This window comes from Achromobacter sp. 1011811831 (assembly GCF_059760905.1).
This window is the reverse complement of the sequence record NZ_JCBANG010000045.1, coordinates 1-22,680: the sequence shown is the minus strand read 5'-3', so window position 1 is coordinate 22,680 and position 22,680 is coordinate 1. Positions and strand designations below refer to the sequence as shown.

Annotated in this window: 25 protein-coding genes; 11 read left to right on the top strand and 14 right to left on the bottom strand. The window is 68.2% G+C overall.

Going from position 1 to position 22,680, the window contains the following annotated elements; translation table 11 throughout:
• Positions 1–189 precede the first annotated feature (189 nt).
• On the top strand, positions 190–1,500 hold the full coding sequence (locus AC6LJ9_RS17570) for a dicarboxylate/amino acid:cation symporter (protein ID WP_498148566.1): 1,311 nt from the start codon (positions 190–192) through the stop codon (positions 1,498–1,500).
• Between the two features lie 35 nt (positions 1,501–1,535).
• Here AC6LJ9_RS17570 and AC6LJ9_RS17565 read toward each other — a convergent pair whose 3' ends face one another.
• From AC6LJ9_RS17565 to phnG, 10 genes are all read right to left on the bottom strand, one after another.
• Positions 1,536–2,840 (bottom strand): IS4 family transposase, encoded by a 1,305-nt coding sequence (locus AC6LJ9_RS17565; RefSeq protein ID WP_498148565.1) that lies wholly within the window; start codon positions 2,838–2,840, stop codon positions 1,536–1,538.
• A gap of 136 nt (positions 2,841–2,976) precedes the next feature.
• On the bottom strand, positions 2,977–3,411 hold the full coding sequence (locus AC6LJ9_RS17560) for a hypothetical protein (RefSeq protein WP_212313048.1): 435 nt from the start codon (positions 3,409–3,411) through the stop codon (positions 2,977–2,979).
• A 134-nt stretch (positions 3,412–3,545) separates the two neighbouring features.
• Positions 3,546–4,094: an MOSC domain-containing protein gene (locus AC6LJ9_RS17555; protein ID WP_498148564.1), complete on the bottom strand. Its 549-nt coding sequence runs from the start codon at positions 4,092–4,094 to the stop codon at positions 3,546–3,548.
• A gap of 17 nt (positions 4,095–4,111) precedes the next feature.
• The gene (locus AC6LJ9_RS17550) at positions 4,112–5,305 is read right to left on the bottom strand and encodes an alpha-D-ribose 1-methylphosphonate 5-triphosphate diphosphatase (protein WP_498148585.1); all 1,194 of its coding nucleotides are present in this window, start codon (positions 5,303–5,305) and stop codon (positions 4,112–4,114) included.
• Complete coding sequence (gene phnL / locus AC6LJ9_RS17545; RefSeq protein ID WP_498148563.1) at positions 5,305–6,039, bottom strand: phosphonate C-P lyase system protein PhnL; 735 nt, start codon at positions 6,037–6,039, stop codon at positions 5,305–5,307. The genes AC6LJ9_RS17550 and phnL overlap by 1 nt, the downstream gene beginning before the upstream one ends.
• A 3-nt stretch (positions 6,040–6,042) precedes the next feature.
• A complete protein-coding gene (phnK, locus tag AC6LJ9_RS17540; RefSeq protein ID WP_498148584.1) occupies positions 6,043–6,819 on the bottom strand; it encodes a phosphonate C-P lyase system protein PhnK in 777 nt (258 codons plus the stop codon).
• Between the two features lie 56 nt (positions 6,820–6,875).
• A complete protein-coding gene (locus AC6LJ9_RS17535) occupies positions 6,876–7,769 on the bottom strand; it encodes an alpha-D-ribose 1-methylphosphonate 5-phosphate C-P-lyase PhnJ (RefSeq protein ID WP_212313042.1) in 894 nt (297 codons plus the stop codon).
• A complete protein-coding gene (locus AC6LJ9_RS17530) occupies positions 7,766–8,881 on the bottom strand; it encodes a carbon-phosphorus lyase complex subunit (protein ID WP_498148562.1) in 1,116 nt (371 codons plus the stop codon). Before AC6LJ9_RS17530 ends, AC6LJ9_RS17535 begins: the two co-directional genes overlap by 4 nt.
• 1 nt (position 8,882) lies before the next feature.
• Positions 8,883–9,500, bottom strand: a complete 618-nt coding sequence (gene phnH / locus AC6LJ9_RS17525; RefSeq protein WP_498148583.1) for a phosphonate C-P lyase system protein PhnH — start codon at positions 9,498–9,500, stop codon at positions 8,883–8,885.
• Positions 9,501–9,709: 209 nt separating this feature from the next.
• Positions 9,710–10,177 (bottom strand): phosphonate C-P lyase system protein PhnG, encoded by a 468-nt coding sequence (gene phnG / locus AC6LJ9_RS17520; protein WP_498148561.1) that lies wholly within the window; start codon positions 10,175–10,177, stop codon positions 9,710–9,712.
• A 167-nt stretch (positions 10,178–10,344) separates the two neighbouring features.
• Between phnG and phnF the strand changes: the two genes are divergently transcribed.
• From phnF to phnN, 4 genes are all read left to right on the top strand, one after another.
• Positions 10,345–11,067: a phosphonate metabolism transcriptional regulator PhnF gene (gene phnF / locus AC6LJ9_RS17515; RefSeq protein WP_498148560.1), complete on the top strand. Its 723-nt coding sequence runs from the start codon at positions 10,345–10,347 to the stop codon at positions 11,065–11,067.
• A 122-nt stretch (positions 11,068–11,189) separates the two neighbouring features.
• Positions 11,190–12,395 carry an alpha-D-ribose 1-methylphosphonate 5-triphosphate diphosphatase gene (locus AC6LJ9_RS17510; RefSeq protein ID WP_498148559.1) on the top strand — a complete coding sequence of 402 codons (1,206 nt, stop codon included), beginning with the start codon at positions 11,190–11,192 and terminating at the stop codon, positions 12,393–12,395.
• A gap of 5 nt (positions 12,396–12,400) precedes the next feature.
• The gene (locus AC6LJ9_RS17505; protein ID WP_498148558.1) at positions 12,401–13,144 is read left to right on the top strand and encodes a DUF1045 domain-containing protein; all 744 of its coding nucleotides are present in this window, start codon (positions 12,401–12,403) and stop codon (positions 13,142–13,144) included.
• Positions 13,141–13,743 carry a phosphonate metabolism protein/1,5-bisphosphokinase (PRPP-forming) PhnN gene (gene phnN, locus AC6LJ9_RS17500; protein WP_498148557.1) on the top strand — a complete coding sequence of 201 codons (603 nt, stop codon included), beginning with the start codon at positions 13,141–13,143 and terminating at the stop codon, positions 13,741–13,743. Before AC6LJ9_RS17505 ends, phnN begins: the two co-directional genes overlap by 4 nt.
• Here the strand turns inward: phnN and AC6LJ9_RS17495 are convergent.
• Positions 13,740–14,702 carry a LysR family transcriptional regulator gene (locus AC6LJ9_RS17495; RefSeq protein ID WP_498148556.1) on the bottom strand — a complete coding sequence of 321 codons (963 nt, stop codon included), beginning with the start codon at positions 14,700–14,702 and terminating at the stop codon, positions 13,740–13,742. The two genes, phnN and AC6LJ9_RS17495, sit on opposite strands and share 4 nt — an antisense overlap.
• Positions 14,703–14,809: 107 nt before the next feature.
• Here AC6LJ9_RS17495 and AC6LJ9_RS17490 point away from each other — a divergent pair, with 107 nt between their 5' ends.
• The 3 genes from AC6LJ9_RS17490 to AC6LJ9_RS17480 all read left to right on the top strand — a co-directional run bounded on the left by AC6LJ9_RS17490 (position 14,810) and on the right by AC6LJ9_RS17480 (position 18,200).
• Positions 14,810–16,645: a gamma-glutamyltransferase family protein gene (locus AC6LJ9_RS17490; RefSeq protein WP_498148555.1), complete on the top strand. Its 1,836-nt coding sequence runs from the start codon at positions 14,810–14,812 to the stop codon at positions 16,643–16,645.
• A gap of 68 nt (positions 16,646–16,713) precedes the next feature.
• Entirely contained in the window at positions 16,714–17,691 is a 978-nt protein-coding gene (locus AC6LJ9_RS17485) for a Bug family tripartite tricarboxylate transporter substrate binding protein (RefSeq protein ID WP_498148554.1), read from the top strand.
• Positions 17,688–18,200: a GAF domain-containing protein gene (locus tag AC6LJ9_RS17480; RefSeq protein ID WP_498148553.1), complete on the top strand. Its 513-nt coding sequence runs from the start codon at positions 17,688–17,690 to the stop codon at positions 18,198–18,200. The genes AC6LJ9_RS17485 and AC6LJ9_RS17480 overlap by 4 nt, the downstream gene beginning before the upstream one ends.
• 30 nt (positions 18,201–18,230) lie before the next feature.
• On the opposite strand, the gene phnE is transcribed toward AC6LJ9_RS17480, so the two are convergent.
• The 3 genes from phnE to phnC form a co-directional block, all read right to left on the bottom strand.
• Positions 18,231–19,025, bottom strand: a complete 795-nt coding sequence (gene phnE / locus AC6LJ9_RS17475; protein WP_498148552.1) for a phosphonate ABC transporter, permease protein PhnE — start codon at positions 19,023–19,025, stop codon at positions 18,231–18,233.
• A 113-nt stretch (positions 19,026–19,138) separates the two neighbouring features.
• The gene (gene phnD, locus AC6LJ9_RS17470; RefSeq protein WP_212313025.1) at positions 19,139–20,125 is read right to left on the bottom strand and encodes a phosphonate ABC transporter substrate-binding protein; all 987 of its coding nucleotides are present in this window, start codon (positions 20,123–20,125) and stop codon (positions 19,139–19,141) included.
• A gap of 30 nt (positions 20,126–20,155) precedes the next feature.
• Positions 20,156–20,995, bottom strand: coding sequence for a phosphonate ABC transporter ATP-binding protein (phnC, locus tag AC6LJ9_RS17465; RefSeq protein WP_498148582.1), 840 nt, complete (start codon positions 20,993–20,995; stop codon positions 20,156–20,158).
• A 203-nt stretch (positions 20,996–21,198) separates the two neighbouring features.
• Here phnC and AC6LJ9_RS17460 point away from each other — a divergent pair, with 203 nt between their 5' ends.
• The 3 genes from AC6LJ9_RS17460 (at position 21,199) to AC6LJ9_RS17450 (ending at position 22,629) form a co-directional block, all read left to right on the top strand.
• Positions 21,199–21,618, top strand: a complete 420-nt coding sequence (locus AC6LJ9_RS17460; protein ID WP_498148551.1) for a GFA family protein — start codon at positions 21,199–21,201, stop codon at positions 21,616–21,618.
• A 113-nt stretch (positions 21,619–21,731) separates the two neighbouring features.
• Positions 21,732–22,097 (top strand): ArsR/SmtB family transcription factor, encoded by a 366-nt coding sequence (locus AC6LJ9_RS17455; RefSeq protein ID WP_498148550.1) that lies wholly within the window; start codon positions 21,732–21,734, stop codon positions 22,095–22,097.
• Entirely contained in the window at positions 22,090–22,629 is a 540-nt protein-coding gene (locus AC6LJ9_RS17450; RefSeq protein ID WP_498148549.1) for an SRPBCC family protein, read from the top strand. Before AC6LJ9_RS17455 ends, AC6LJ9_RS17450 begins: the two co-directional genes overlap by 8 nt.
• Positions 22,630–22,680: the final 51 nt, after the last annotated feature.

Here is a 22,680-nt window from a genome sequence, read left to right as displayed (position 1 = left end):
CTACTCGGGGTTAACATCGCGCCCCGAGGGTTAACCCGCGCAGCCGCAGCAGGCCGCGCACGGCCGTTTCCACCCGTGGAACCCGCCTGGCCCACCCTGGCATTCCATCATCAGACCGCTAGTCCCGCCCCGTGCCGGCGGCAGGCTCCACGCCAGGCGACCCGGTCCTCCGTTTTGCGTTTTACCGATATGAATACGAAAAAACTGACGCGCTACATCGGCCTGGCCATGGTGCTCGGCGTCTTGGTGGGATACCTCTGCAACAAGTACGCGCAGAACGCGCAGGAGGCCAAACAGATCGCCTCGTACTTCAGCCTGATCACCGACATCTTCCTGCGCATGATCAAGATGATCATCGCGCCCCTGGTGTTCGCCACCCTGGTCTCGGGCCTGGCCAGCATGAGCGACGCCAGCGCCGTCGGCCGCATCGGCCTGCGCGCCATGTTCTGGTTCATCACCGCCTCGGCCATCTCGCTGCTGCTGGGCCTGATGCTGGTGAACGTGTTCCAGCCCGGCGCCCACCTGAACCTGGCACTGCCGGACACGAGCCTCACCTCCGGCCTGAAGACCGGCGACTTCACGCTCAAGACCTTCATCACCCACGTCTTCCCCAAGAGCATCGCCGAGGCGATGGCCAATAACGAGATCCTGCAGATCCTGGTGTTCTCGCTGTTCTTCGGCGCGGCGCTGTCGTTCATCCGCGGCAAGGGCCACAACACCATCTTCAACATGATCGACGAACTGGCCAAGATCATGTTCCGCGTCACCGACTATGTGATGCGCTTCGCGCCGCTGGGCGTGTTCGCCGCCATGGCCGCCGCCATCACGACCGAGGGCCTGGGCGTGCTGGTCAGCTACGGCAAGCTGATCGGCGAGTTCTACCTGGGCCTGGCGCTGCTGTGGGCCATCCTGTTCGCGGTCGGCTACCTGTTCCTGGGCAAGTCCACGTTCCGCCTGGGCGGCCTGATCAAGGAGCCCACCCTGCTGGCCTTCTCGACCGCCAGCAGCGAATCGGCCTATCCCAAGACCATCGAGGCGCTCTCGCGTTTCGGCGTGTCCAAGCGCATCTCGGGCTTCGTGCTGCCGCTGGGCTACTCGTTCAACCTGGACGGCTCGATGATGTACCAGTCCTTCGCGGTGCTGTTCATCGCGCAGGCGTACAACATCGAAATGAGCTTCTCGCAACAGCTGACGCTGCTGCTGGTGCTGATGGTGACCAGCAAGGGCATGGCCGGCGTGGCGCGCGCCTCGCTGGTGGTGGTGGCCGCCACGCTGCCGATGTTCCACCTGCCGGAAGCCGGCCTGCTGCTCATCATGGGCATCGACCAGTTCTTCGACATGGGCCGCACCGCCACCAACGTGGTGGGCAACAGCCTGGCCACTGCGGTGATCGCCAAGATGGAAGGCGGCGAGGACGATCCGACCACGGCCACGGCCGGCGAGGCCGCCGCGCCGGATGCGCAGGAAGCGCCGGCGAAACCGGCCTCGCAGAACGCGTAAGACAAAAAACGGGCCGAATGGCCAATGCCAGTCAGTTAACCCTGGCTGGTATTTTTCTTGTTTGGGAACTTATGCGCCCGATTTTTAACGACTCTGGGGAATGCTCGGTCAGTTCGTCGAGGTGGCAGTAAGAAGTAGCGAGACTGTGTCAGCAAAGCGGCCAAGTGCTTGGGTAAATTTGCGGCTGAGTCCAGGCTCGCGACGTTCAGCAGATTCACGATGGCGTAGCTCGCGGTGTGGAAGCTGATGCGCTGGGGTTCGACCTTGAGTTCGCGAGCCATCTCGCGCATCCAGCGCCGCAGCAGGGTATAGGCGATCAACACGCCCCAGAGCTCTTGTCGCACCAACTCAGGCCGCTTGCTGCGCAGTACCGGCTCGCCCACCTGCAAGGATTGTTTGATCTCGCGGAACCCCAGCTCAATCTCCCAGCGCTGGCGGTACAGTTCGGCCAGTTTCTGAGCGGGGTACTTGCGATGATCCTGCATCGAAGTGATGAAGCGGCGCAACCGCCCACCCACATTCACCTCAATGAGCCGAGCCTGCCAATGGCTTGGTAGCTGCGGGCGTAATTTGCGCGCTTGCTGCGATACCGGCATGCGGATCAGCGCATCGCCGGGCGCTAGCTGTTTGAGCTGCTCGTGGCGCAAGTTGTCCCTGGCCCGCATCAGCCAATGGCGCTGCTCACCTGCGCTTTGCCAATCCAGCAGGAAGGCCGCTGAGAAGTCGGCCCGATCGAACAGGGTCATGGAGTGGTCCATGCCTTGCAATTGCGTCGCCAGGCTCAGTTCGCCGCAGTCCATGGCACCGAGCTTGGCGTCCAGCAACTCATGGCTATGCGTGTCCATCAGGCAGGTGGCTCGAATCTGTGGCCAGGGTAGCGGGCCATGCTGCGTACTGCCACTGCCCAGTTGTTGCCGATTCTCGGGCGTGTCCGGCGTCGACCACACCACGCCGTCCACCGCCAACACCCGCAACGGCTGCGATGCTGCCTGGCAACGGCCCCAGGCACGGGTCAGCAAACTAAACAGTTGAGCCAACGGCTCCTCGCCCAGGCGCTGGCGAGCCTGCACGCTGGCGCTGGGCACCGGTAGCCGCTGGCCATCCAGGCTCAACGCCAGTTGCTGCACCACCTGCCACAACGGGCGATCACGAAATAGCGCCAGACCAATTACCAACCATATGGCATGTTCGGCCGGCAGCTTGCGCCGACGGATCGACGCCTTGCCGCTGGCCGCCAGCGCTTGTTCTATCCAAGACGGATCTATCAGCGCGCTCAGTTGGTCCAGCCGCTCGGGAACTCGGGGCAGCGTCTCATACAACGCGTTTTGCAGCAGGCTCATCTGGATAAAAGGGGATCGTGTACAACACGATCCCCTTTTACACGCTCTGAGCGACTATTGGCTTAACTGACTGGCATTGGCCGAATGGCCCGTTTTTCTTGTACCGCCGTTCCGCCGCGCGGATCAGTCGCGCAGTTCAGTCATTGACGGAACAGGCCACCGGCTCGCCGTCCTCGAACTCCACGTCGTAGGTATGGACCGGGTCCCAGGGCAGCGTGAACCATAGTTCGTAGCCCTCGCCGTCCTCGTCGAACAGCCACAGCGCGCGCAGCACCGCCTTGCCGGCCATGGCCTCGGCGGTTTCCTCGGCCAGCAGCTGGTCGTCTTCGTAGCCGTGCTTCTTGCACTGCTCGTAGGAATAGTGGTCGAGCAGGAATTCGGACGCGGCCAGGATGTGGTCATCCAGCTTGTCGATAATGCTCTTGACCGCCTTGGACGCGCCGCTGCCCGGCTCTTCGCCGTCGGTCTGGATCATGACGTGGATGGGCGGACGTCCGGCGCCGGCCGGCACCAGCTCGGCCGCCCACAAATCGGGCTCTTCGGGATCCTGGGTGAAATTGAATCGCGCCATCGCGGGCTCCGTGTAAGGCTGGGGCATGCCAACATGCCATGCCCGCCATTTAAGCAGAACCGCGCCGCCGCGTCTGTGACCGAGGGCGACGTTTTTGCCTCGCGGCGCAACAGAACCGGACGACGCCGGCGCCGCTATACCCGTTCCAGCGCCCGGTGCGGCGGCGCGGGCAGCTCGACCAGGATACGGTCGCCCCCGGCCACCCGGCCGCCCGCCAGCACCACGCCCATGACGCCGGCCTTGCGGATCAGGCTGCCGTCGGGGTTGCGCCCCAGCACGGCGGCGGTCAGGCCCCGCTGATAGTCGTCCAGCTGCGAGCAGGGATTGCGCAGGCCCGTGATCTCGACGATCGCCTCCGGCCCGAGGCGCAGCCGCGCGCCGCGCGGCAGGCCCAGCAGGTCGATGCCGCGCGTGGTGACGTTCTCGCCCATGACGCCCGGCCCGACCCGGAAGCCGGCGCCGGTCAACTCGTCCAGCAGCTCGCCGTGGATCAGATGCACCTGCCGCAGATTGGGTTGGGTGGGATCCGCCCGGACCCGGGAACGGTGCTTGACCGTGACGCCCATGTGCGCGTCGCCCTCCACGCCCAGCCCGGCCAGCAGCATGATGGCCGGCTGCAACGGCTTGCTGAAGCCATGTCCGGGACTGGCGGCCACGGCTTGCACAACGGCGTGTGGTGACATCGACGACTCCTGTGGGATCAGGCGGCCACGGCCACGGCCACGGCCGGCGCGTGCGCGCTGTCCGGATGATAGTGGGTCGAGAACACCAGCCGCCCGGCCGACCAGGTATGGCTGACCAGCGGCTGCTCGCCAACTCGCGCCACCGCGATCAGGTCCGCGCGCAAGCCCGGCGCGATGCGGCCCCGGTCATCCAGGCCGCAGGCGCGGGCCGGATTGGCCGTCACCAGCGCGACGGCCTGCGGCAGGCTCAGGTCAGTCTGCGCCGCAACGGCATGGGCGACGGCGATCATCGTGGACGGCTGATAGTCCGAACACAGGCAGCTGGCCACGCCCGCGCGGATCGCGTCGATGGCCCGCATCGAACCGCTCTGGCTCTGGCCGCGCAGCACATTAGGCGCGCCCAGGATGGTGGGCAACCCGCAAGACACGGCGGCGCGCGCCGTGTCCAGCGTGATCGGGAACTCGCTCATGGCCACGCCCAGGTTGCGCATGGTGGCGATGCGCTGGATGGAATCATCGTCGTGACTGGCGGTGGGAATGCCCAGAGCATGCGCGTGCGCCAGCAGCGCCTCGACCCGCGCCACCGAGCCATCCAGCGCGCGCGTCTTGGCCCGCGCCGCCTCTTCGGCCTGCTCGCGGCTCATGGCGTGATTGCCCATCATGTATTGCAGATAGGATTCCAGCGTCTTGAACTGACCCTGCCCCGGCGAATGGTCCATCACCGACAGCAGATCCACCGCGCCCTCGTCCATCAACGACCGCAGCACGTCCACCGCCGTGGGGTCGGTGACTTCGTAGCGGCAGTGGACGCGGTTGTCCACCAGGCTGTGGCGGCGGTGGGCGCGCAGCGCGCGCACCACCTCGGCGGCGGTCTGGTTGTTGCGCACGCCCCATTCGCTATTGGCGAAAGACAGCGCGTGATAAGGCGTGGTGATGCCGGCGGCTGCGTTGCGGCGGTCGACCTGGGCCACGGCGAAATCCAGCGGGAACAGCACGCGCGAACGAGGCTCGGCCTCTTTTTCGATGGCGTCGCTGTGCAAATCGATCAATCCCGGCATCAGCGTTTGGCCGCGCAGCGCGATCTCGCGGGCAGGCCGCGCGCCGGCCGGTTCGATCGCGGCGATGCGGCCGTCCTCGATCAGCACCGCGCTGTCTTCCAGCACGCGGTCTTCCAGCACCACGCGGGCATGGGTGAGATAGGTGCCTTGCATCATTGCTCCAGTTCTTCCAGCGCGGCCAGGCTGGCCGCGGACGCCGGCTTCAGGGCCAGCGTGCGGGTGGCGACGGCGTCGCGCACCTCGGCATCGTGAAAGATCCCCAGCAGACAGCGGCCCTCGGCCAGCGCCTCGCGGATCAGCGCGATCACCACGTTGCGATTATCCGCGTCCAGCGACGCGGTGGGTTCGTCCAGCAGCAGGATGGGATGGCGGGCGATGAAGCCGCGCGCGATGTTCACCCGCTGCTGTTCCCCGCCAGAGAAGGTGGCCGGGGCCAGGCCCCACAAGCGCTGCGGCACGTTCAGCCGCGCCAGCATGGCGCCGGCGCGCTGGCGCGCCTCGTCCGCGTCCACACCGGCCTGCCGCAGCGGTTCGGCCACCACGTCCAGCGCCGAGACGCGCGGGATCACGCGCAGGAACTGGCTGACATAGCCGATGACCTCGCGGCGCAGCGCCAGGATGCGCTGTTCGGGCGCGCCGACCAGCTCCACCCATTCTTCGCCATTGCGCACGCGGATGCTGCCTTCGGTGGCCAAGTAATTGCCGTACAGGCAGCGCAGCAACGTGCTCTTGCCCGCGCCGGACGGACCGGCCAGCACCAGGCATTCGCCAGTGGACGCGGTGAAGTCGACGGCGTCCAGCACCGGCAGCCGGATGCCGCCCTGGTTGTGCAGGGTGAACATTTTTCCGAGGCCCCGCGCCTCGATCATGGGTATGGCGTTGGACATGAATCAGCTCTGCAGGATGGAAGACACCAGCAACTGGGTGTAGGGATGTTGCGGATCGTCGAGGATCTGATCGGTCAGGCCGCTTTCGACCACCGCGCCGCCGCGCATCACCAGCGTGCGATGCGCCAGCAGCCGGGCCACCGCCAGATCATGCGTGACCACGATGGCGGCCAGGCCCAGGTCGTTGACCAGCTGGCGCAGCAGGTCCAGCAGGCGCGCTTGCACCGACACGTCCAGCGAGGCGGTGGGCTCGTCCATGAACACCAGGCGTGGATGCGTGACCAGGTTGCGCGCGATCTGCAGGCGCTGCTGCATGCCGCCCGAGAAAGAGGCCGGCGCGTCGTCCAGGCGGCCGACGTCGATCTCCATCTTGGCGAGCCAGTTGCCGGCCACGCGGCGCAGGTCGCCGTAGTGCCGGTCGCCCACGGCCATCAGGCGCTCGGCGATGTTGGCGCCGGCGCTGACCTGCATGCGCAGGCCATCGCGGGCATGCTGGCGCACGAAGCCCCAGTCGGTGCGCGACAGCAGCCGCAGGCGGGCCTGCGACAGCGAGGACAGGTCGATCAGGCCCTGGTCGCGCGTGTCGTACCAGACGCTGCCCGCATCCAGCGGCGCCTGGCACGACACCGCCGACAGCAGCGTGCTCTTGCCCGAGCCGGACTCGCCCACCACACACAGGACTTCGCCGGCGTGCAGATCGAAGCTGACGTCGCGGCAGCCATGCACCCCGTCCCAGGTGCGCGTCATGCCGCGCACGGACAGCAGCGGCCGGAGGCTCACCGGATGCCCGTAGACGCCGCGCGGACGATCGTCCGCGCCGATATCGGCCTGAAGGTTCATGCCGCTTCCTCCTGCTGGCGCTGGCGCGCCTGCCTGTCGTTGCAATATTCGGTGTCCGAGCAGACGTAGCGGCGCGTGCCGGCGTCGTCCAGGATGATCTCGTCCAGGAAACTCTGGTGCGAGCCGCAAAGCTCGCAATGCTGGTCCCACTGCTGCACGGCGAAGGGATGGTCCTCGAAGTCCAGGCTCTTGACCGATGTATAGGGCGGCACCGCGTAGACGCGCTTTTCGCGGCCGGCGCCGAACAGCATCAGCGCCGGGCTCTGGTCCAGCTTGGGATTGTCGAACTTCGGAATGGGCGACGGCCGCATCATGTAGCGCCCGTTCACCATGACCGGGTAGTCATAGGTGGCGGCGATGTGGCCATGCTGCGCGATGTCCTCGTACAGCTTGACGTGCATGCCGCCATATTCGGCCAGCGCGTGCATGGTGCGCGTCTCGGTCTCGCTCGGTTCGAGCCAGCGCAGCGGCTCGGGGATCGGCACCTGGAACACCATGATCTGGCCGGCGCGCAGCGGCGTCTCGGGGATCCGGTGGCGGGTCTGCACGATGGTGGCCGCCGGAGTAGATTCGGTGGTCGCCACGCCGGTCACCCGACCGAAGAAGCGGCGGATGTTGATGGCGTTGGTAGTGTCGTCCGAGCCCTGGTCGATGACCTTGAGCACATCGTCCGGGCCGATGATGGCGGCGGTGACCTGGATGCCGCCGGTGCCCCAGCCATAGGGCAGCGGCATCTCGCGGCTGCCGAACGGCACCTGGTAGCCCGGCACCGCCACCGCCTTGAGCAGGGCGCGGCGCAGCATGCGCTTGGTGGATTCGTCCAGGTAGGCAAAGTTGTAGTGCGGGTCGCGTTCGACCGTCGCGGTGTGTTGCGTGGCTTGCGGGTTCATGGCGTGACGGCCTCGTCCATCATGTCGTTCGGCGCGGCGGCGGCCGCATGGCGTTCGCCGCGCATGCGGCGCAGCAGTTCCAGGTTGGCCTGGAAGTCCACGTAGTGCGGCAGCTTCAGATGCTGCACGAAGCCCGAAGCCTCGACGTTGTCGCTGTGATAGAGCACGAACTCGTGGTCGTTGGCGGGCGAATCACCGGCTTCCCCCAGGTCGCGGGCCTTCAGCGCCCGGTCCACCAGCGCCATCGACATGGCCTTGCGCTCGCCATAGCCGAACGTCAGGCCATAGCCGCGCGTGAACTTCGGCCCTTCCTGCGCATTGCCCGAGAACTGGCTCACCATCTGGCATTCGGTGACCTCGATCTCGCCCACGGTCACGGCGAAGCCCAGTTCCTCGATGTGCATTTCCACTTCCAGCGCGCCGTAGCGGATCTCGGCGGCGAAGGGATGGGTATTGCCGTAGCCCCGCTGCGTGGAATAGCCCATCGACAGCAGGAAGCCTTCATCGGCGCGCGCCAGGTTCTGCAGGCGGGCGGCGCGGTCGGCGGGAAAATCCAGCGGCTGGCGCGTCAGGTCGAAGGGCTCGGGATCGCCGTCGGGCGGCAGCTCGGGATCGATCAGGTCCTCGTGCGCCAGCAGGTCGGTGACGCGCGGCATGGACGATTCCAGCGTTTCCTCGCCCGGCGGCAGGGCATCGGCCTCGCGCCCGGCTTCCAGCGAAAAATCCAGCAGGCGCTGGGTGTAGTCATAGGTCGGCCCCAGGATCTGGCCGCCCGGCACGTCCTTGAACGTGGACGAAATGCGGCGCTGCAGGCGCATGCGGCCCGTGTCCAGCGGCTGCGTGTAGCCGAAGCGCGACAGCGTGGTGCGATAGGCGCGCAGCAGGAACACCGCCTCGATCGCGTCGCCGGCGGCCTGCTTGAGCGCCAGCGCGGCCAGCTGCGGATCGTAGAGCGAGCCCTCGGACATCACCCGCGACACCGCCAGCGGCATCTGCTCACGGATTTGCGCCAGGCTCAGCTCCGGCACGGCGCGGTCACCGCGCCGGTAATCATCCAGCATGCGGTAGGAATTCAGGATGGCGCGTTCGCCCCCCTTGACGGCAACATACATGTCAATTCTCCACTCGAGTGCTTCTGGGCAGGCCGCAGATGCGCCGCCCCTGCGTCAGGAACAGGTCCACGCCCAACGGGAAGCGCTGATGGTTCAGGCGCCATTCGCGCCAGAAGCCCTCTTCCAGTCCATCGACATGCAAGGCGGCGCGTTCCTGGATGCCAGGGCCGGACAACGTCAGCGCGCGCCCCCGCTCCAGGTCCGCCGCCTCGATCAGCAGCGTGGCCGACTGATCCGGATACGCCGGATCCCCCGGATTAAACAAGGACAAGGCTGGCACCCGATGCCCGCGCGGCAACGCCGCGAACCGCGCCTCGCCAGGTTCATCCACCATCGGACAACCACAGTGGAAACGCAGGAACGCACGCACCTCGTCATCGACGCCGGCGGGCAGCCACAACGGCGTATCCACATCCACCAGCGTCAGCAACAGCGCGACCATCGCCGGCGACATCCCCGCCGGCACCCCGCAATCCGCCTCGATCTCCAACACCCGCCCCGGATGCGCCAGCGCCTCCAGCGCCACCCGGAACGCCGCCTGCGCCCCGACCGCCGGATCCGCGAACCCCGCCTGCGGCGCCCGCCCGGCCAACGCCGGACTCAATGTGTGTGCATGCATGTCCATTCCCAATTCCAGATTCCGTTCCAACCAACCAGCCTCGCCACCACGCGAAACCACCTTCATCCCAGCCTCGCACCGCCACAACTCACGACGCCCCACATTGCAGCGACGGCCGTCCCAAGCGGGGCCGCGCGGATCCGGCTCCGCCGGTCCGCAGCCGGCGCCCCCCTGGGGGGGAAGCGCCGCAGGCGCTTCGGGGGGGGGATCTACCCCCCGCGCACCATGGTGAAGAACTCCACCCGCGTACGCGCCGCCACCTGCGCCTGCCGCGCCACGCGTTCCTCGCGGCTCCGCGCCAGCGGCGCGATCAGCTGCCGTTGCACGGCCTCATGCCATTCAGGCAGCTGCAGCAGCGCATCGGCCACTGCGGCCTGCTCGGCGTGACGCAACAAGCGGCCTTGCACATAGGCGATGCCGACCACGCCGTTCTCCAGGCTCACCGCGCAGCGCGTCAGCGTCATCTCGCCCAGGTTGAAACGCGTGCCGGTGCCGCCGCTGCGCGCGCGCACCATGGCCATGCCGGATTCCGCGGGCCGCAGCATGCGGTGCGCGGGCAGGTTGCCCAGGGCGCCGAAGGCGCCATCCAGCTCGGACGATTCGGCCAGTGCCAGCACGCGCATCCAGGCCGCGCGCTGCGCGTTGGCCTCGGCCTGATGGGATTGTGGATGATTCATTTTTTCCTCTACACGTCTAGACGACTGGACAGAGTATGATCCGTGCTGGTGAGAAGTTCAACAGCCGGGCGTGAATTTTTGATGACAATCGCGGCCTACACGGGCGCGCCGGCTTGGTGCACAATCACTGCCATTCTTGATGACAAAGCGACAATACGAGCGCCCATATGGTTGAAAGAGGTTCCGGCATCGCCGTCTGGCGGCAAATCGGCGAATCGCTGGCGGACGACATCCGCAACAAGCTCTATCTCGCGGGCGAACAGCTGCCCTCGGAGCCCGAGCTCGCCGCCAAGTTCGCCGTCAACCGGCACACCATCCGCCGCGCGATGGGCGAGCTGGAACAGAGCGGGCTGGTCCGCATCGAGCAGGGCCGCGGCACCTTCGTGCAGGAACACGCCATCGACTACGCCATCGGCAAGCGCACGCGCTTTTCCGAGAACCTGCGCAGCCAGGGCGTGCTGGGCCACCTGGAGACGCTGGGCAGCCAGACGCTGCGCGCCGCCGACATCGCCAAGCACCTGGGCCTGCCGCGCAACGCGCCGCTGCTGCGCGAGCATCTGGCGGGCAAGGCCGAGAACCGGCCCATCAGCGCGTCCGAACACTACTTCGACGAAAAGCGCTTTCCCGATTTCGCCGAACGCCTGACCGCGCTGAAGTCGGTGTCCAAGGTCTATGCGCACTACGGCATCGACGACTACACGCGCAAATGGTCGCGCATCACGGCGGCGCTGCCCTCGCCCGAGGTCGCGCGGCTGCTGGGCCAGCCCAAGACGCGCCCCATCCTGCAGGTCGAGGCGCTGAACGTCGACCAGCAGGGCGCGCCCCTGCAATACAGCATCACCCGGTTCGTGGGGGACCTGGTGCAGCTGATGGTCAGCGACGACAACTGAGCGTGGCGTGGCGGCAGGCCGGCCCCGGAAGCCGGCCGCCGCGGCGGGGATCGAACGAACCGGGCAGGCCCTTTAATTCATCTAGACATCTGGTTGTAATGCACAAGCGCTAACTTGCTTCCATGAACCCGCACGCACACGCCCCCTCGCCCCTGGCCGGCATCGCAGGCCAACGCATCCTGACCCCCGGCGGCATCGCGCCCGCCAGCTTGCGCTTTCGCGCGGGACGGATCGACGACAGTCCGCATGCAAGCGCCGACGCGCCCTGGTTCGACGCCGGCGGGCTGCTGGTGCTGCCCGGCATCGTCGACCTGCACGGCGACGCCTTCGAACGCGCCGTCATGCCGCGTCCCGGCGTGACCTTCCCCTACGACAGCGCCCTGTTCGACGTCGACCGCCAGCTGCTGGCCAATGGCATCACCACCGAATTCCACGGCGTCACCCTGTCCTGGGAAGGCGGCCTGCGCGGCGAAGCCTATGCCGAGCGCATGTTCGATTCGCTGGAACGCATGCGCGAGGCGCTGGGTGCGCGGCACTGCGTGCATCTGCGCTTCGAGACCCACCACGTCGGCGGCGTCGAGACCGCCCAGGAATGGATCCGCCAGGGCCGCGTGCGCTTCCTGGCCTTGAACGATCACCTGCCCAGCATGGCGCGCCGCCTGGGCGACGACCGCAAGCTGCTGCAATACGCCAACCGCGCCGAATGCGACCTCGACACCTTCCAGGCGCGCATCCGCCAGGCCATGGCGGCGGCCGACGCCGTGGCCGACGCCATGCGCGAACTCACCGCCTGCGCGCAAGCCGCCGGCCTGAAGGTGGCCTCGCATGACGACCCCGACGCCGCCACGCGCCGCTACTACCACCAGCTGGGCTGCGGCGTCGCGGAGTTCCCGCTGACCCGCGAAGCGGCCGGCGTGGCCCGCGACCTGGGCGACGCCATCGTCTTCGGCGGCCCCAACGTCGTGCGCGGCGGCAGCCACACCAACGCGCCCAACGCCACCGAAATGATCCGCGCCGGACTGTGCGACATCCTGACATCCGACTACTACTATCCCGCGCCGCTGGCCGCCGCGATGCGCCTGGCCCACGACGGCGTGCTGCCCTTGCCGCAGGCCTGGGACCTGATCTCGCGCAACCCCGCCCGCGCGGCGGGGCTGGACGACCGCGGCGCGCTGGCGCCCGGCCTGCTGGCCGACGCCATCGTGGTGGATGACCGCGTGCCCGGCCTGCCGCGCGTGTGCGCAACCATCGTGGGCGGCGAACTGCGCTATGCCACCGGCGTCTTCCTGGGCCAGGACGACGCGTCCGCCGCGCGCCAGGCGGCCTGACCGCCATGCCGCTCGCCCATCGCTACGCGCTCTATCTGGCGCCTTCCGGTCCCTGGCAGGAACAAGGCAGCCGCTGGCTGGGCCGCTGCGCCGAAACCGGCGCAGCCCTTGAGCGCCAGCCCGGCATGCCCGCCGCCGCGCAGGAATGGACGCGCGCGCCGCGCCACTATGGCCTGCACGCCACGCTCAAGCCGCCCTTCCGCCTGATCGCCGGCGCCGCGCCCGCGGACGTGGACCAGGCCGCCGCCGCACTGGCGGCTCAGCACAGCGCCTTCGCCATCGAACTGGAATGCGCGCCCCTGCGCGGCTTCCTGGCCTGGCGGCTGACCGAGAGCGACCCGGCGGGCCGCGCGCGCATCCACGCGCTGGCCGACGCCGCCGTGCGCGAGCTGGATCCGCTGCGCGCCCCGCCCACGCCCGAGGAACTGGCCAAGCGCCTGCGCCATCCGCTGGCGCCGGCCCAGCACGCCCTGCTGGAGCGCTGGGGCTACCCCTATGTGTTCGACCAGTTCACCTTCCACATCACCCTGAGCGAAAAGCTGGCGGACGCCGAGCTGCGCCAGGCGCAGGCCTGCATCGCGCGCTACGCCGATCCGCTCGCCGGCCGGCCCATGCCGGTCAACGGCGTCAGCGTCTACGTGCAGCCCGGCCCCGGCGAGGACTTCCTGGCCGCGCGCCATTACCGTTTCGACGGCGGCCGCGAGGATGCGGCCGGCGCGGCCTATATGCAGGGAGCGGCGGCGGCATGAACGGCGCGCGCCTGATCTATCTGATGGGCGCGTCCGGCAGCGGCAAGGACACCTTGCTGCGTCTGCTGCGCGCGCAGCTGCGCGCGGATGAACCCGTCATCGTCGCGCATCGCTACATCACGCGCGACAGCGGCGCCAGCGAAGACGCACTGCGTCTCTCGGAAGATGAATTCTCGCGGCGCGAGGCGCTTGGCGGTTTCGCGCTGCGTTGGTCCAGCCACGGCCTGCGCTACGGCATCGGCGTGGAAATGGATGCCTGGCTGGCCGGCGGCGCCGTGGTCATCGTCAACGGTTCGCGCGCGCACCTGCCACAGGCGCATGCGCGCTATCCGGCACTGACCGCCGTGGAAATCCGTGTCGAATCCGCGCGGCTGGCGCGCCGGCTGGCCGGACGCGGCCGGGAAAGCGAAGCCGACATCGCACAGCGGCTGGCGCGCGCCGCTCAGGAATTTCCGGTACCCGAGGAGTGCCGGCTGATACGGCTGGACAACAACGAGGCGCCCGACGTCGCGGCCGCGGCCCTGCTGGACCAGGTCCGCGCGGTCCTGTCCGGCGCGCCGAAGGCGGCCGTCACCACGACCACGGCGGCCCCACGCTAAGGCCCGGGGCGAGGCCCCTGGCGCTTCTGCCCCGCGCAGCATTCCAGCAGGATGGCGGCGAACGCCTCTTCCGCCACCAGCGCCCGGGCCTCGCGGCGCCGGATCAGGTTGATAGGCGGAAGCTCCCAGCCGAAATCCCAAGGCACCCTGCCCAGCTTGCCGTGCTGGCAGACCTCCGCCGCGATGTCGTCCGGCAGCACCGAAACCAGCGTCTCATCGGCCGCCAGCATGTCTTCGATCACATCGGTCGAGTAGGCTTCCAGCACCGGCGCGGGCGCGCGCAGGCCCGCGTTGATGAAATGCTCGGCGATCAGCCGGCGGGTCGGCGTGCCGGATGCCGGCAAGACCCAGTCCATGTCGGCCACGGCCGCCCAGTCGGATTTGCGGCGGGCCAGCCGCCGCGCCGATGCCGCATGGGCGACCAGGCACGGCCGCTGCCGGTAGAGCACATGATGCGTCAGGTCGTCCGCCACCAGCGTCGACGTGGCCCGGCTGATGACGCAGTCGAGCTCATGCCCGCGCAGCATCGGCACCAGCTGATCGGTGGTGGCCCGATGCAGGGTCAGGGTCGCACCGTGCCGCCGGTACAGCGCACTGGCGGCCGTGCTCAGCAAGGTTGCCGACACATAGGGCACCGCGCCCACCTGCAGATGGGCCGAGCGCCCCTCATGCACCGACGCGATCTCGCGCGCCCATAGTTCCAGGTCGTGGCGCATGCGGCCGGCGCGCAGCAGCGCCAGTTCGCCCAGCGGCGTCGGCCGCAGGCCCCGTCCCGTGCGTTCGAACAGCGGCGCGCCGAAGATGTCTTCCAGTTCCGCCAGCCCCTTGGTCACGGCCGGCTGGCTGACGCCCGCCGCCGCCGCCACGCGCGTCAGCGAACCCAGCCGGGCGATGTCGGCCAGCAGGCGCAGATGCCTGGGCTTGAGCCGGTTGCCCAGCCGCGCGCCATCCCAATCCATGCAGGCCTCCCATAGCCATTTGATTATTCAGATATGCCTACAAATATACGCGTAGTTATTTCACACTCCTATACTGGGCTGGTCCCCTCTTTCAGGCGCAGACCGGCATGTCCTCCGCATTCACCGCCCGCCCCGAAATCCGCGGCACCTTCGGCGTGGTGTCCTCCACGCACTGGCTCGCCTCGCAAGTCGCCATGGGCGTGCTGGAACGCGGCGGCAATGCCTTCGACGCCGCGGCGGCGGGCGGCTTCGCGCTGCAGATCGTCGAACCGCACCTGAACGGTCCCGGCGGCGAGGTGCCGATCCTGTTCTGGAGCGAAGACGAGCAGCGCATGCGCGCGCTATGCGGCCAGGGCCCCGCTCCCGCGCTGGCGACGCCGGCCTATTTCCGTGGCCTGGGTCTGGACCTGGTGCCCGGCATCGGTCTCTTGCCGGCGACCGTGCCGGGCGCCTTCAGCGCCTGGCTCACGCTGCTGCGCGACTACGGCACCTGGGAACTGGCCGACGTGCTCGCGCCTGCCATTGCCTACGCCCGCGACGGCTTTCCATTGGTGCCGCGCATCTCCCAGGCCATCCTGGCGGTGCAAGCCCTGTTCCGCGACGAATGGACCAGCTCGGCCGAGGTCTGGCTGCGCAATGGCCGCGCGCCGGCGCCGGACGCCCTGTTCCGCACGCCCGCCATCGCGGCCACCTACACGCGCATCGTGGAACAGGCGCAAGCCGCGGGCCGGGACCGCCGCGGCCGCATCGAGGCCGCGCTGCATATCTGGCACGAAGGCTTCGTCGCCGACGAGATCGACGCCTATTACACACATGCGGCCGTGCGCGACACCACGGGCCAGCGCAACCACGGCCTGCTGCGCAAGTCCGACCTCGCACAGTGGCGGCCCGGCTATGACGAGCCGGCGACCGTGCAGTACGGCCGCTACACCGTCGCCAAATGCGGCCCCTGGTCGCAAGGCCCCGTGCATCTGCAACAGCTGGCCATCCTGCGCCACCTGGGCCTGGACGGGCTGGACCCGGAATCACCGCAGTTCGTGCATCGCATCACTGAAGCCGCCAAGCTCGCCTTCGCCGACCGCACCGCCTGGTACGGCGATCCCGCCTTCGTGGACGTGCCCTTGCGGGCGCTGCTGAGCGAGCCTTACGCGCGCACGCGCGCGGCGCTGATCAATGACACCGCCTGCCCCGACTGGCGTCCCGGCCAGCCCGAGGGACGGCCGCCGCGCCTGCCCGACCAGGACGCGGCAACGCGCACGCTGGCGGCGTCCGACACCCGGTTCGGCGTGGGCGAGCCCACCTTCGCCGCCCTGCCACCCGTGGCCGAATGGGCCGAACGCGAATTATTCGTGGGCGACACCTGCCAGATCGACGTCATCGACCGGCACGGCAACATGGTCGCCGCCACGCCCTCGGGCGGTTGGCTGTCGTCCAGCCCGGTGGTGCCGGCGTTGGGCTTTCCCCTCACCACGCGGCTGCAGATGACCTGGCTGGACGACGGCGTGCCGGGCCAGCTGCAGCCGGGCAAGCGCCCGCTTACCACGCTGTCGCCCGGCCTGGCGCTGCGCGACGGCAAGCCCTACATGGTGTACGGCACGCCCGGCGGCGACCAGCAGGACCAATGGACGGTGCAGTTCTTCCTGCGCCATGCCGCCGGCCTGAACCTGCAGGAGGCGATCGAAGCGCCGTCGTGGCACGTCGATCACTTCCCGGGGTCGTTCTGGCCGCGCGCGTTCAAGCGCAACCGCGTCACGGTGGAGTCGCGCATGCCCGCGGCCACCATTGAAGCCTTGCGCCAGGCCGGCCACGAGGTAGTGATCGGTCCGGCCTGGTCGGAGGGCCGCATCAGCGCATGTACCCGCGAAGCAGCGCCGGAAGGCGGGCTGCTGCTGCGCGCGGGCGCCAATCCGCGCGGCATGCAGGGCTACGCGGTGGGCCGGTGAATTCCGGCCATCGGATATCGGATTCCAGCCGGCATCGAGACCGGCACACACAGCAAGGGGTAAACAAGATGAAGCAAGCATTCCTGAAACAGCTGGCCGCCGCGGCCCTGGGTCTCGCGCTGACGGCGCCCGGACTGAGCCGGGCCGCCTGGCCCGACGACAAGCCGATCACCCTGATCGTGCCCTGGGCCGCGGGCGGTTCCACCGACATCCTGGCGCGCGTGCTGTCCGAGGGACTGACCCAATCGCTGAAGCAATCGGTGATCGTGGAGAACCGCTCGGGCGCGTCCGGCAACATCGGCAGCACCTACGTCGCGCGCGCCAAGCCGGACGGCTACACGCTGCTGGTGGGCTCGATGAGCACGCACACGATGAACCAGGCGCTGTACGCCAACATGCCGTTCGACGGCGTGAAGGACTTCACGCCCATCGCCGAGCTGGCGCTGGTGACCAACACCATGGTCACGCACCCCTCGGTGCCCGCGAACAATGTGCGCGAGTTCATCGACTACCTGAAGGCCAATCCCGACAAGGTCGCCTACGCCTCGGCCGGACAAGGCTCGACCAATCACCTAAGCGCGGCGCTGTTCGAGAAGGCAGCGGGCGTGAAGATGGTGCACGTGCCCTACCGGGGCGGCGCGCCCGCCGTGCTGGACACGGTGGCCGGCCGCACCCAGGTCCTGTTCAGCGCCGGCACGCAGACGCTGCCGCATGTGCAGAGCGGCAAGCTCAAGCTGCTGGCCGTCACCGAGGAACAGCGCTCGCCGCTGCTGCCGGGCACGCCGACCGTGGCCGAGACCCTGCCCGGCTACGAACTGTCGGTCTGGTACGGCGCGTTCGGTCCGGCGGGCCTGCCGCCCGAACTCACGACGCGGCTCAACCAGGAAATCAACCTGATCCTGAAGCGGCCCGAGGTCGTGAAGAAGATGGCGGACATGGGCGTGCTGCTGCTGGACACCACGCCCGAGCAGTTCGCCAAGACGCTCGCGCGCGACGCCGACAAATACGGCAAGCTGATCAAGGAGCTGGGAGTGACCGCCGAATGAGCGCCCAGCCGCCGCTTCCAGCAACAGGGCAGGACGAGTTGCGGCGGATCGAGCAGGCCTACGCCGACGCCGATCCGCTGGCCGCGCTCGCGGCGATCGACGCCTACGCCGGCGCGGCGCTGGCCCACGCCTTGTTCACGGTCAACCAGCATGATGCGGCCCGCATGCGCGTGGTCCGGCTGTACAGCTCGAATCCGTCCGCCTATCCGCCAGGCGGCGGCAAGGACAAGGCCGGCACGGCGTGGGGCCGGCATGTCCTGCTTGAACACAAGGTCTTCGTGGGCGAAGGCGAGGACGCGATCCAGGCCTTCTTCGACGACCATGCGGCCATCCAGGCGCTGGGACTGCGCTCCGTGATCAACGTGCCGGTGGTGCTGGACGGCGCCTGCCTGGGCACGCTGAACTTCCTGATGCCGCGCCCGGCGGTCTCGGCGTCCGACCTGCACACGGCCCGACTGATGGGCCTGGTCGCCCTGCCCGCGCTGCAGGCGCTCTGCGCCGGGGCCTGAACGGGGCCGCGGCGCGCGGCCCCATCCCCGCTACACCAGGGCCTTGCGGATCCGCGCCGAGGTCATGTCGATCACCACCACGAAGGCGACGATGATGATCATGACGGCGCAGGTTTCCGCGTAGCGGAAGCTGCGGATGATGTCCCATAGCACGGTGCCGATGCCGCCCGCCCCCACGATGCCCACGACCGAAGCCGAACGCACGTTGGATTCGAAGCGGTACAACGAGTACGAGATCCACAGCGGCAGCACCTGCGGGATCACGCCGTAGACGATTTCCTCCAGCGCGTTCGCGCCGGTCGCCCGCACGCCCTCCACCGGACGCGGATCGATGGCCTCGACCGCCTCGGAAAACAGCTTGGCCAGCACGCCCGTGGTGTGGATCCACAACGCCAGCACGCCAGCGAACGGGCCCAGGCCGACGGCCACGATGAACAGCATGGCGAAGACCATTTCGTTGATCGCGCGGCAGGCATCCATCAGTCGGCGCATGGGCTGGTAGACCCAGGCCGGCACCATGTTCGACGAGCACAGCAGGCCCAGCGGCACGGCCAGCACAATGGCCAGGAAGGTGCCCCAGACAGCGATCTGCACCGTGACGATCATTTCGTCCAGGTACATGCGCCAGTCGCGGAAATTCGGCGGGAAGAAGTCGGCGGCGAACTGCGCCATGTTGCCGGAATCGCGCAACAGGTCCATCGGCCGCATGTCGGCGCCGCGCCAGGACATGGCCAGCAGGGCCAGGATGACGGCCCACGTGATGAGCATGGGCAGCGACGAGCGCGGGGCGACGGTGGTACGGGAAGCCTGGAGGGCCATATTCATTGATCACGCTCCGCGGGGATGAAAGAGAACAAAGCTCGCATGCCGGCGCGCCCCGCGGCGCGGCGGCATCGTCGCGGCGGACCGGGATGTCGGATCCGGTCCGCCGCCAGCGCTTACTGCTTGGCGGTGGGTTGACCCAGGTCCGCCAGCTTGCGATCCAGCTCGGCCAGCTGCTTCTGCTTTTCGGCCTGGCCCAGCGTGGTGTCGGCCTCGACCTTGGCCTTGGCGCGCGCCAGCTCGATCTGGCGGATCGGCACCAGCTGCTGATCGTCGGACGCGCGGAAGCCCTTGTAGGTCAGCGCCTTCAGGTTGGCCAGTTCGCGCTCGGCGTCCTTGCCCTTGCCGTAGTTGACGAAGAAGTCGCGGATGCGGACCTTCAGATCGGCCGGCAGATCCTTGCGCATGACCAGCGGATCGGCCGGGATCAGCGGCGACTTCCACAGCACGCGCACACGGTCGTTGGCGTCCTTGCCGGTGCTGATGCGATAGCGTTCCAGCGACTCGGTATTGTTGACGGCCACGTCCACCTGCTTGTTGATCACCGACAGCAGATTGGCTTCGTGGTTGCTGGCGCGCACGGTCTTGAAGAAGGTCTTGGGCTCGATCTTGTTGGCGGCCCACAGGTAATAGCCCGGCACGGCGGTGCCGGACGTGGAGTTGGGATCGCCCGCGCCGTAGCTCAGGCTGGCGCCGCGCTTGAGCACGTCGTCCAGCGTCTTCAGGTCGCTGTCCTTGTTGACGATCAGCAGCGACCAGTAGCCCGGGTTGCCGTCCTTGTCGATGACCGAGGCGAACACCTCGCCGTTGGCGCGGTCCACGGCCTCGATGGCCGACTTGTTGCCGTACCAGGCCATCTGCACCTTGTTGAAGCGCATGCCTTCGATGATGCCGGCGTAGTCGGAGGCGAAGAAAGGCTTGACCGGCACGCCGATGGCGCGGCTCAGGTCGTCGATGACGGGCTGCCAGACCTGCTTCTGGTTGGACGAGGACTCGGTGGAGATGATGCCGAAGTTCAGGGTCTTGCCGTCCTGCGCGGCCGCGGGTAGCGCGGCGGCGGCGAGGATGGCGCCGATGAAGGTGATGGCGGTTCTGCGTAGCATGAAGGGCTCCGGGTGAAAAAGTGAATGCGCTCAGGCGGCGGCCAGGCGGGCAAGCGGCGCCAGTCCCGGCATGGCGGGAGCGGCGATGGCGGTCTCGGGCAGCAGCTCGCTGAGTTCCGAGCCGTACAGCTCGCTCAGCATGGCCGGTGTCAGGTTGGCGCTGGGGCCGTCGTACACGACCTTGCCGTGCCGCAGCGCGACCACGCGCGGGCAATAGCGCAGCGCCACGTCGACCTGGTGCAGCGACACCACCACGGCCACCTTGCGGCTGCGGTTGATCTGCGCCAGCGTGTCCATCACGCGGCGCGAGGATTCGGGATCGAGCGAGGCGATCGGCTCGTCGGCCAGGATGATCTTGGCGTTCTGCACCAGCGTGCGCGCGATGGCGGCGCGCTGCTGCTGGCCGCCGGACAGGGTCGAGGCGCGCTGGAATGCATAGTCGTCTATACCAACTTGGGCAAGCGCGTCCAGGCCGGCGCGGACTTCGTCGCGCAGGAACCAGCGCGTCAGGCTGCGCCACAGCGGCACGCGCGGCAGCATGCCCGTCAGTACGTTGGTGATGACCGGCAGGCGGCCGACCAGATTGAACTGCTGGAACACGAAGCCGATGCTGGCGCGCGCGCCGCGCACCTGCCGGCTGAGCTTGCCGCGACGCTGGATCAGCTGGCCATTGACGGTGACGCTGCCCGAGCCCGCGTCGCCCGCGACGAAGCCGGCCAGGTGCCGCAACAGCGTGGACTTGCCGGAGCCGGACGCGCCCAGCAGCGCGACCATTTCGCCGTCGGCCACCTGCAGGCTGACGTCGTCCAGCGCCTTGGCGCCGGCATGGAAGGATTTGCTCAGGCCCTGCACGTCGATGGCGTAATTCATCGCGCCCCCCTTGATGTGTTCGTCGATGTCGGCATTCTGTTTTTGGGGCATGACAGCGCGATGACCCGAAGATGGAAACAATTGGCCGAAAATCGGGGTCAGGCAACCGACTGAAAGACTCTTGTCATTTGCCGCCACGCCGGCGCCACGCGCCGCGGGTATATTCGAAGACGTGCCCTTACACACCTGAGCGAGGCAACATCATGATCAAAGGTTCCTGCCTCTGCGGCCGCGTGGCCTATGAAATCGCCGGCCCGCTCACCGACGTCGTCAATTGCCATTGCGGCATGTGCCGCAAGGCGCACGGCGCCGCCTTCCGCACCCGCGCCACGGTCCAGGCGGCCGACTTCACATGGACGCGCGGCGAAAACCACATCACCTGGTATTGCTCATCGCCGGGCAACTACCGCGGCTTCTGCGAGGCCTGCGGCACGCCCCTGCTGAGCCGCCTGGACCAGACGCCGGAGGTCTATGGGCTGCCGCTGGGCGCGCTGGACGATGATCCCGGCGTGCGACCGTCGGCGCATTGCCACGTGGCCGATCGCGCGCCCTGGTTCGAGATCACCGACGACCTGCCCAGGCACGAAGGCGCGCTGGAAGCGGCGGCCGAATCCAATCCCTAGCGACCTCGCCGCAACACGGGTCTCGCCCGACCGCGTGGAGCCTCAGCGCCATTTACAAATTAATTCAACCAAATGGTTGAGCTTGCGGCTGACCCTCCACTATATTCAACCCCATGGTTGAAGCTCTCCCCACTCCCGATCTGGATGCCGTGTTCCGCGCCCTGGCCGACCCCACGCGCCGGGACATGCTGCGCAGCCTGTCGCAGGGCGACCTGACCATCGGCGAGCTGGCCGCGCCCCTGCGCATGAGCTTCGCCGGCGCCTCCAAGCATGTCCAGGCCTTGGAGCGCGCAGGGTTGATCCGGCGGTCGATCCGCGGCCGCAACCACGTCTGCAGCCTGAATCCCGAACCCATGGCCGAGGCCATGCAATGGCTGCGCTTTTATGAACGATTCTGGTCGGACAAGCTGGACGCGCTGGAAACCGCGCTGCTGGCGAACCCACGTCCGACACCGCAAACAGGAGAACGCCATGAATGACCACGGCACCGTGCTGGACCCCGCCACCATCCGCTTCCAACGCCTGCTGCCGGCCGATATCGAGACGGTCTGGGCCTTCCTGACCGAATCCGGCAAGCGCGGCCAGTGGCTGGCCAGCGGCGACATGGAGCTGCGCGTGGGCGGCGGCGTCACGCTGCGCTTCCTGCACAACCAGCTATCGTCGGTGGACGAACCCACGCCCGAGCCCTTCCGCGCCTATGAGAACGGCGTGACCACGCAAGGCGTGATCACGCTCTGCGAGCCGCCGCGAGCGCTGGCATACACCTGGGGCGGCTCGCCCGGGCAGCCGTCGGAAGTCCTGTTCGAATTGACGGCCCAAGACAAAGGAACGTTGCTGACGCTGACCCACCGCAAGTTGGCCGACCGCGCCGCCATGGTCGACGTGGCCTCCGGCTGGCATGCCCATCTGCGCGTGCTGTCGGCCCGGCTGGAAGGACGCCAGCCCGGCCCGTTCTGGTCCGTCCTGGCAACGCTGTCGCAAGACTACGAAGCCCGCGTTCCGGGCGCCTGACGCCGGCGCGTCGCCCGCCCGGCGCCCTGTATCGCGCCGGCGGGCCTGGCG

What these genes read in the sequence shown, in the direction of transcription:
- AC6LJ9_RS17570 (WP_498148566.1), top strand. Translation starts at nt 190, where the DNA reads ATGAATACGAAAAAACTGACGCGCTACATCGGCCTGGCCATGGTGCTC.
- AC6LJ9_RS17565 (WP_498148565.1), bottom strand. Translation starts at nt 2,840, where the DNA reads ATGAGCCTGCTGCAAAACGCGTTGTATGAGACGCTGCCCCGAGTTCCC.
- AC6LJ9_RS17560 (WP_212313048.1), bottom strand. Translation starts at nt 3,411, where the DNA reads ATGGCGCGATTCAATTTCACCCAGGATCCCGAAGAGCCCGATTTGTGG.
- AC6LJ9_RS17555 (WP_498148564.1), bottom strand. Translation starts at nt 4,094, where the DNA reads ATGTCACCACACGCCGTTGTGCAAGCCGTGGCCGCCAGTCCCGGACAT.
- AC6LJ9_RS17550 (WP_498148585.1), bottom strand. Translation starts at nt 5,305, where the DNA reads ATGCAAGGCACCTATCTCACCCATGCCCGCGTGGTGCTGGAAGACCGC.
- phnL (WP_498148563.1), bottom strand. Translation starts at nt 6,039, where the DNA reads ATGTCCAACGCCATACCCATGATCGAGGCGCGGGGCCTCGGAAAAATG.
- AC6LJ9_RS17535 (WP_212313042.1), bottom strand. Translation starts at nt 7,769, where the DNA reads ATGAACCCGCAAGCCACGCAACACACCGCGACGGTCGAACGCGACCCG.
- AC6LJ9_RS17530 (WP_498148562.1), bottom strand. Translation starts at nt 8,881, where the DNA reads ATGTATGTTGCCGTCAAGGGGGGCGAACGCGCCATCCTGAATTCCTAC.
- phnH (WP_498148583.1), bottom strand. Translation starts at nt 9,500, where the DNA reads ATGCATGCACACACATTGAGTCCGGCGTTGGCCGGGCGGGCGCCGCAG.
- phnG (WP_498148561.1), bottom strand. Translation starts at nt 10,177, where the DNA reads ATGAATCATCCACAATCCCATCAGGCCGAGGCCAACGCGCAGCGCGCG.
- phnF (WP_498148560.1), top strand. Translation starts at nt 10,345, where the DNA reads ATGGTTGAAAGAGGTTCCGGCATCGCCGTCTGGCGGCAAATCGGCGAA.
- AC6LJ9_RS17510 (WP_498148559.1), top strand. Translation starts at nt 11,190, where the DNA reads ATGAACCCGCACGCACACGCCCCCTCGCCCCTGGCCGGCATCGCAGGC.
- AC6LJ9_RS17505 (WP_498148558.1), top strand. Translation starts at nt 12,401, where the DNA reads ATGCCGCTCGCCCATCGCTACGCGCTCTATCTGGCGCCTTCCGGTCCC.
- phnN (WP_498148557.1), top strand. Translation starts at nt 13,141, where the DNA reads ATGAACGGCGCGCGCCTGATCTATCTGATGGGCGCGTCCGGCAGCGGC.
- AC6LJ9_RS17495 (WP_498148556.1), bottom strand. Translation starts at nt 14,702, where the DNA reads ATGGATTGGGATGGCGCGCGGCTGGGCAACCGGCTCAAGCCCAGGCAT.
- AC6LJ9_RS17490 (WP_498148555.1), top strand. Translation starts at nt 14,810, where the DNA reads ATGTCCTCCGCATTCACCGCCCGCCCCGAAATCCGCGGCACCTTCGGC.
- AC6LJ9_RS17485 (WP_498148554.1), top strand. Translation starts at nt 16,714, where the DNA reads ATGAAGCAAGCATTCCTGAAACAGCTGGCCGCCGCGGCCCTGGGTCTC.
- AC6LJ9_RS17480 (WP_498148553.1), top strand. Translation starts at nt 17,688, where the DNA reads ATGAGCGCCCAGCCGCCGCTTCCAGCAACAGGGCAGGACGAGTTGCGG.
- phnE (WP_498148552.1), bottom strand. Translation starts at nt 19,025, where the DNA reads ATGAATATGGCCCTCCAGGCTTCCCGTACCACCGTCGCCCCGCGCTCG.
- phnD (WP_212313025.1), bottom strand. Translation starts at nt 20,125, where the DNA reads ATGCTACGCAGAACCGCCATCACCTTCATCGGCGCCATCCTCGCCGCC.
- phnC (WP_498148582.1), bottom strand. Translation starts at nt 20,995, where the DNA reads ATGAATTACGCCATCGACGTGCAGGGCCTGAGCAAATCCTTCCATGCC.
- AC6LJ9_RS17460 (WP_498148551.1), top strand. Translation starts at nt 21,199, where the DNA reads ATGATCAAAGGTTCCTGCCTCTGCGGCCGCGTGGCCTATGAAATCGCC.
- AC6LJ9_RS17455 (WP_498148550.1), top strand. Translation starts at nt 21,732, where the DNA reads ATGGTTGAAGCTCTCCCCACTCCCGATCTGGATGCCGTGTTCCGCGCC.
- AC6LJ9_RS17450 (WP_498148549.1), top strand. Translation starts at nt 22,090, where the DNA reads ATGAATGACCACGGCACCGTGCTGGACCCCGCCACCATCCGCTTCCAA.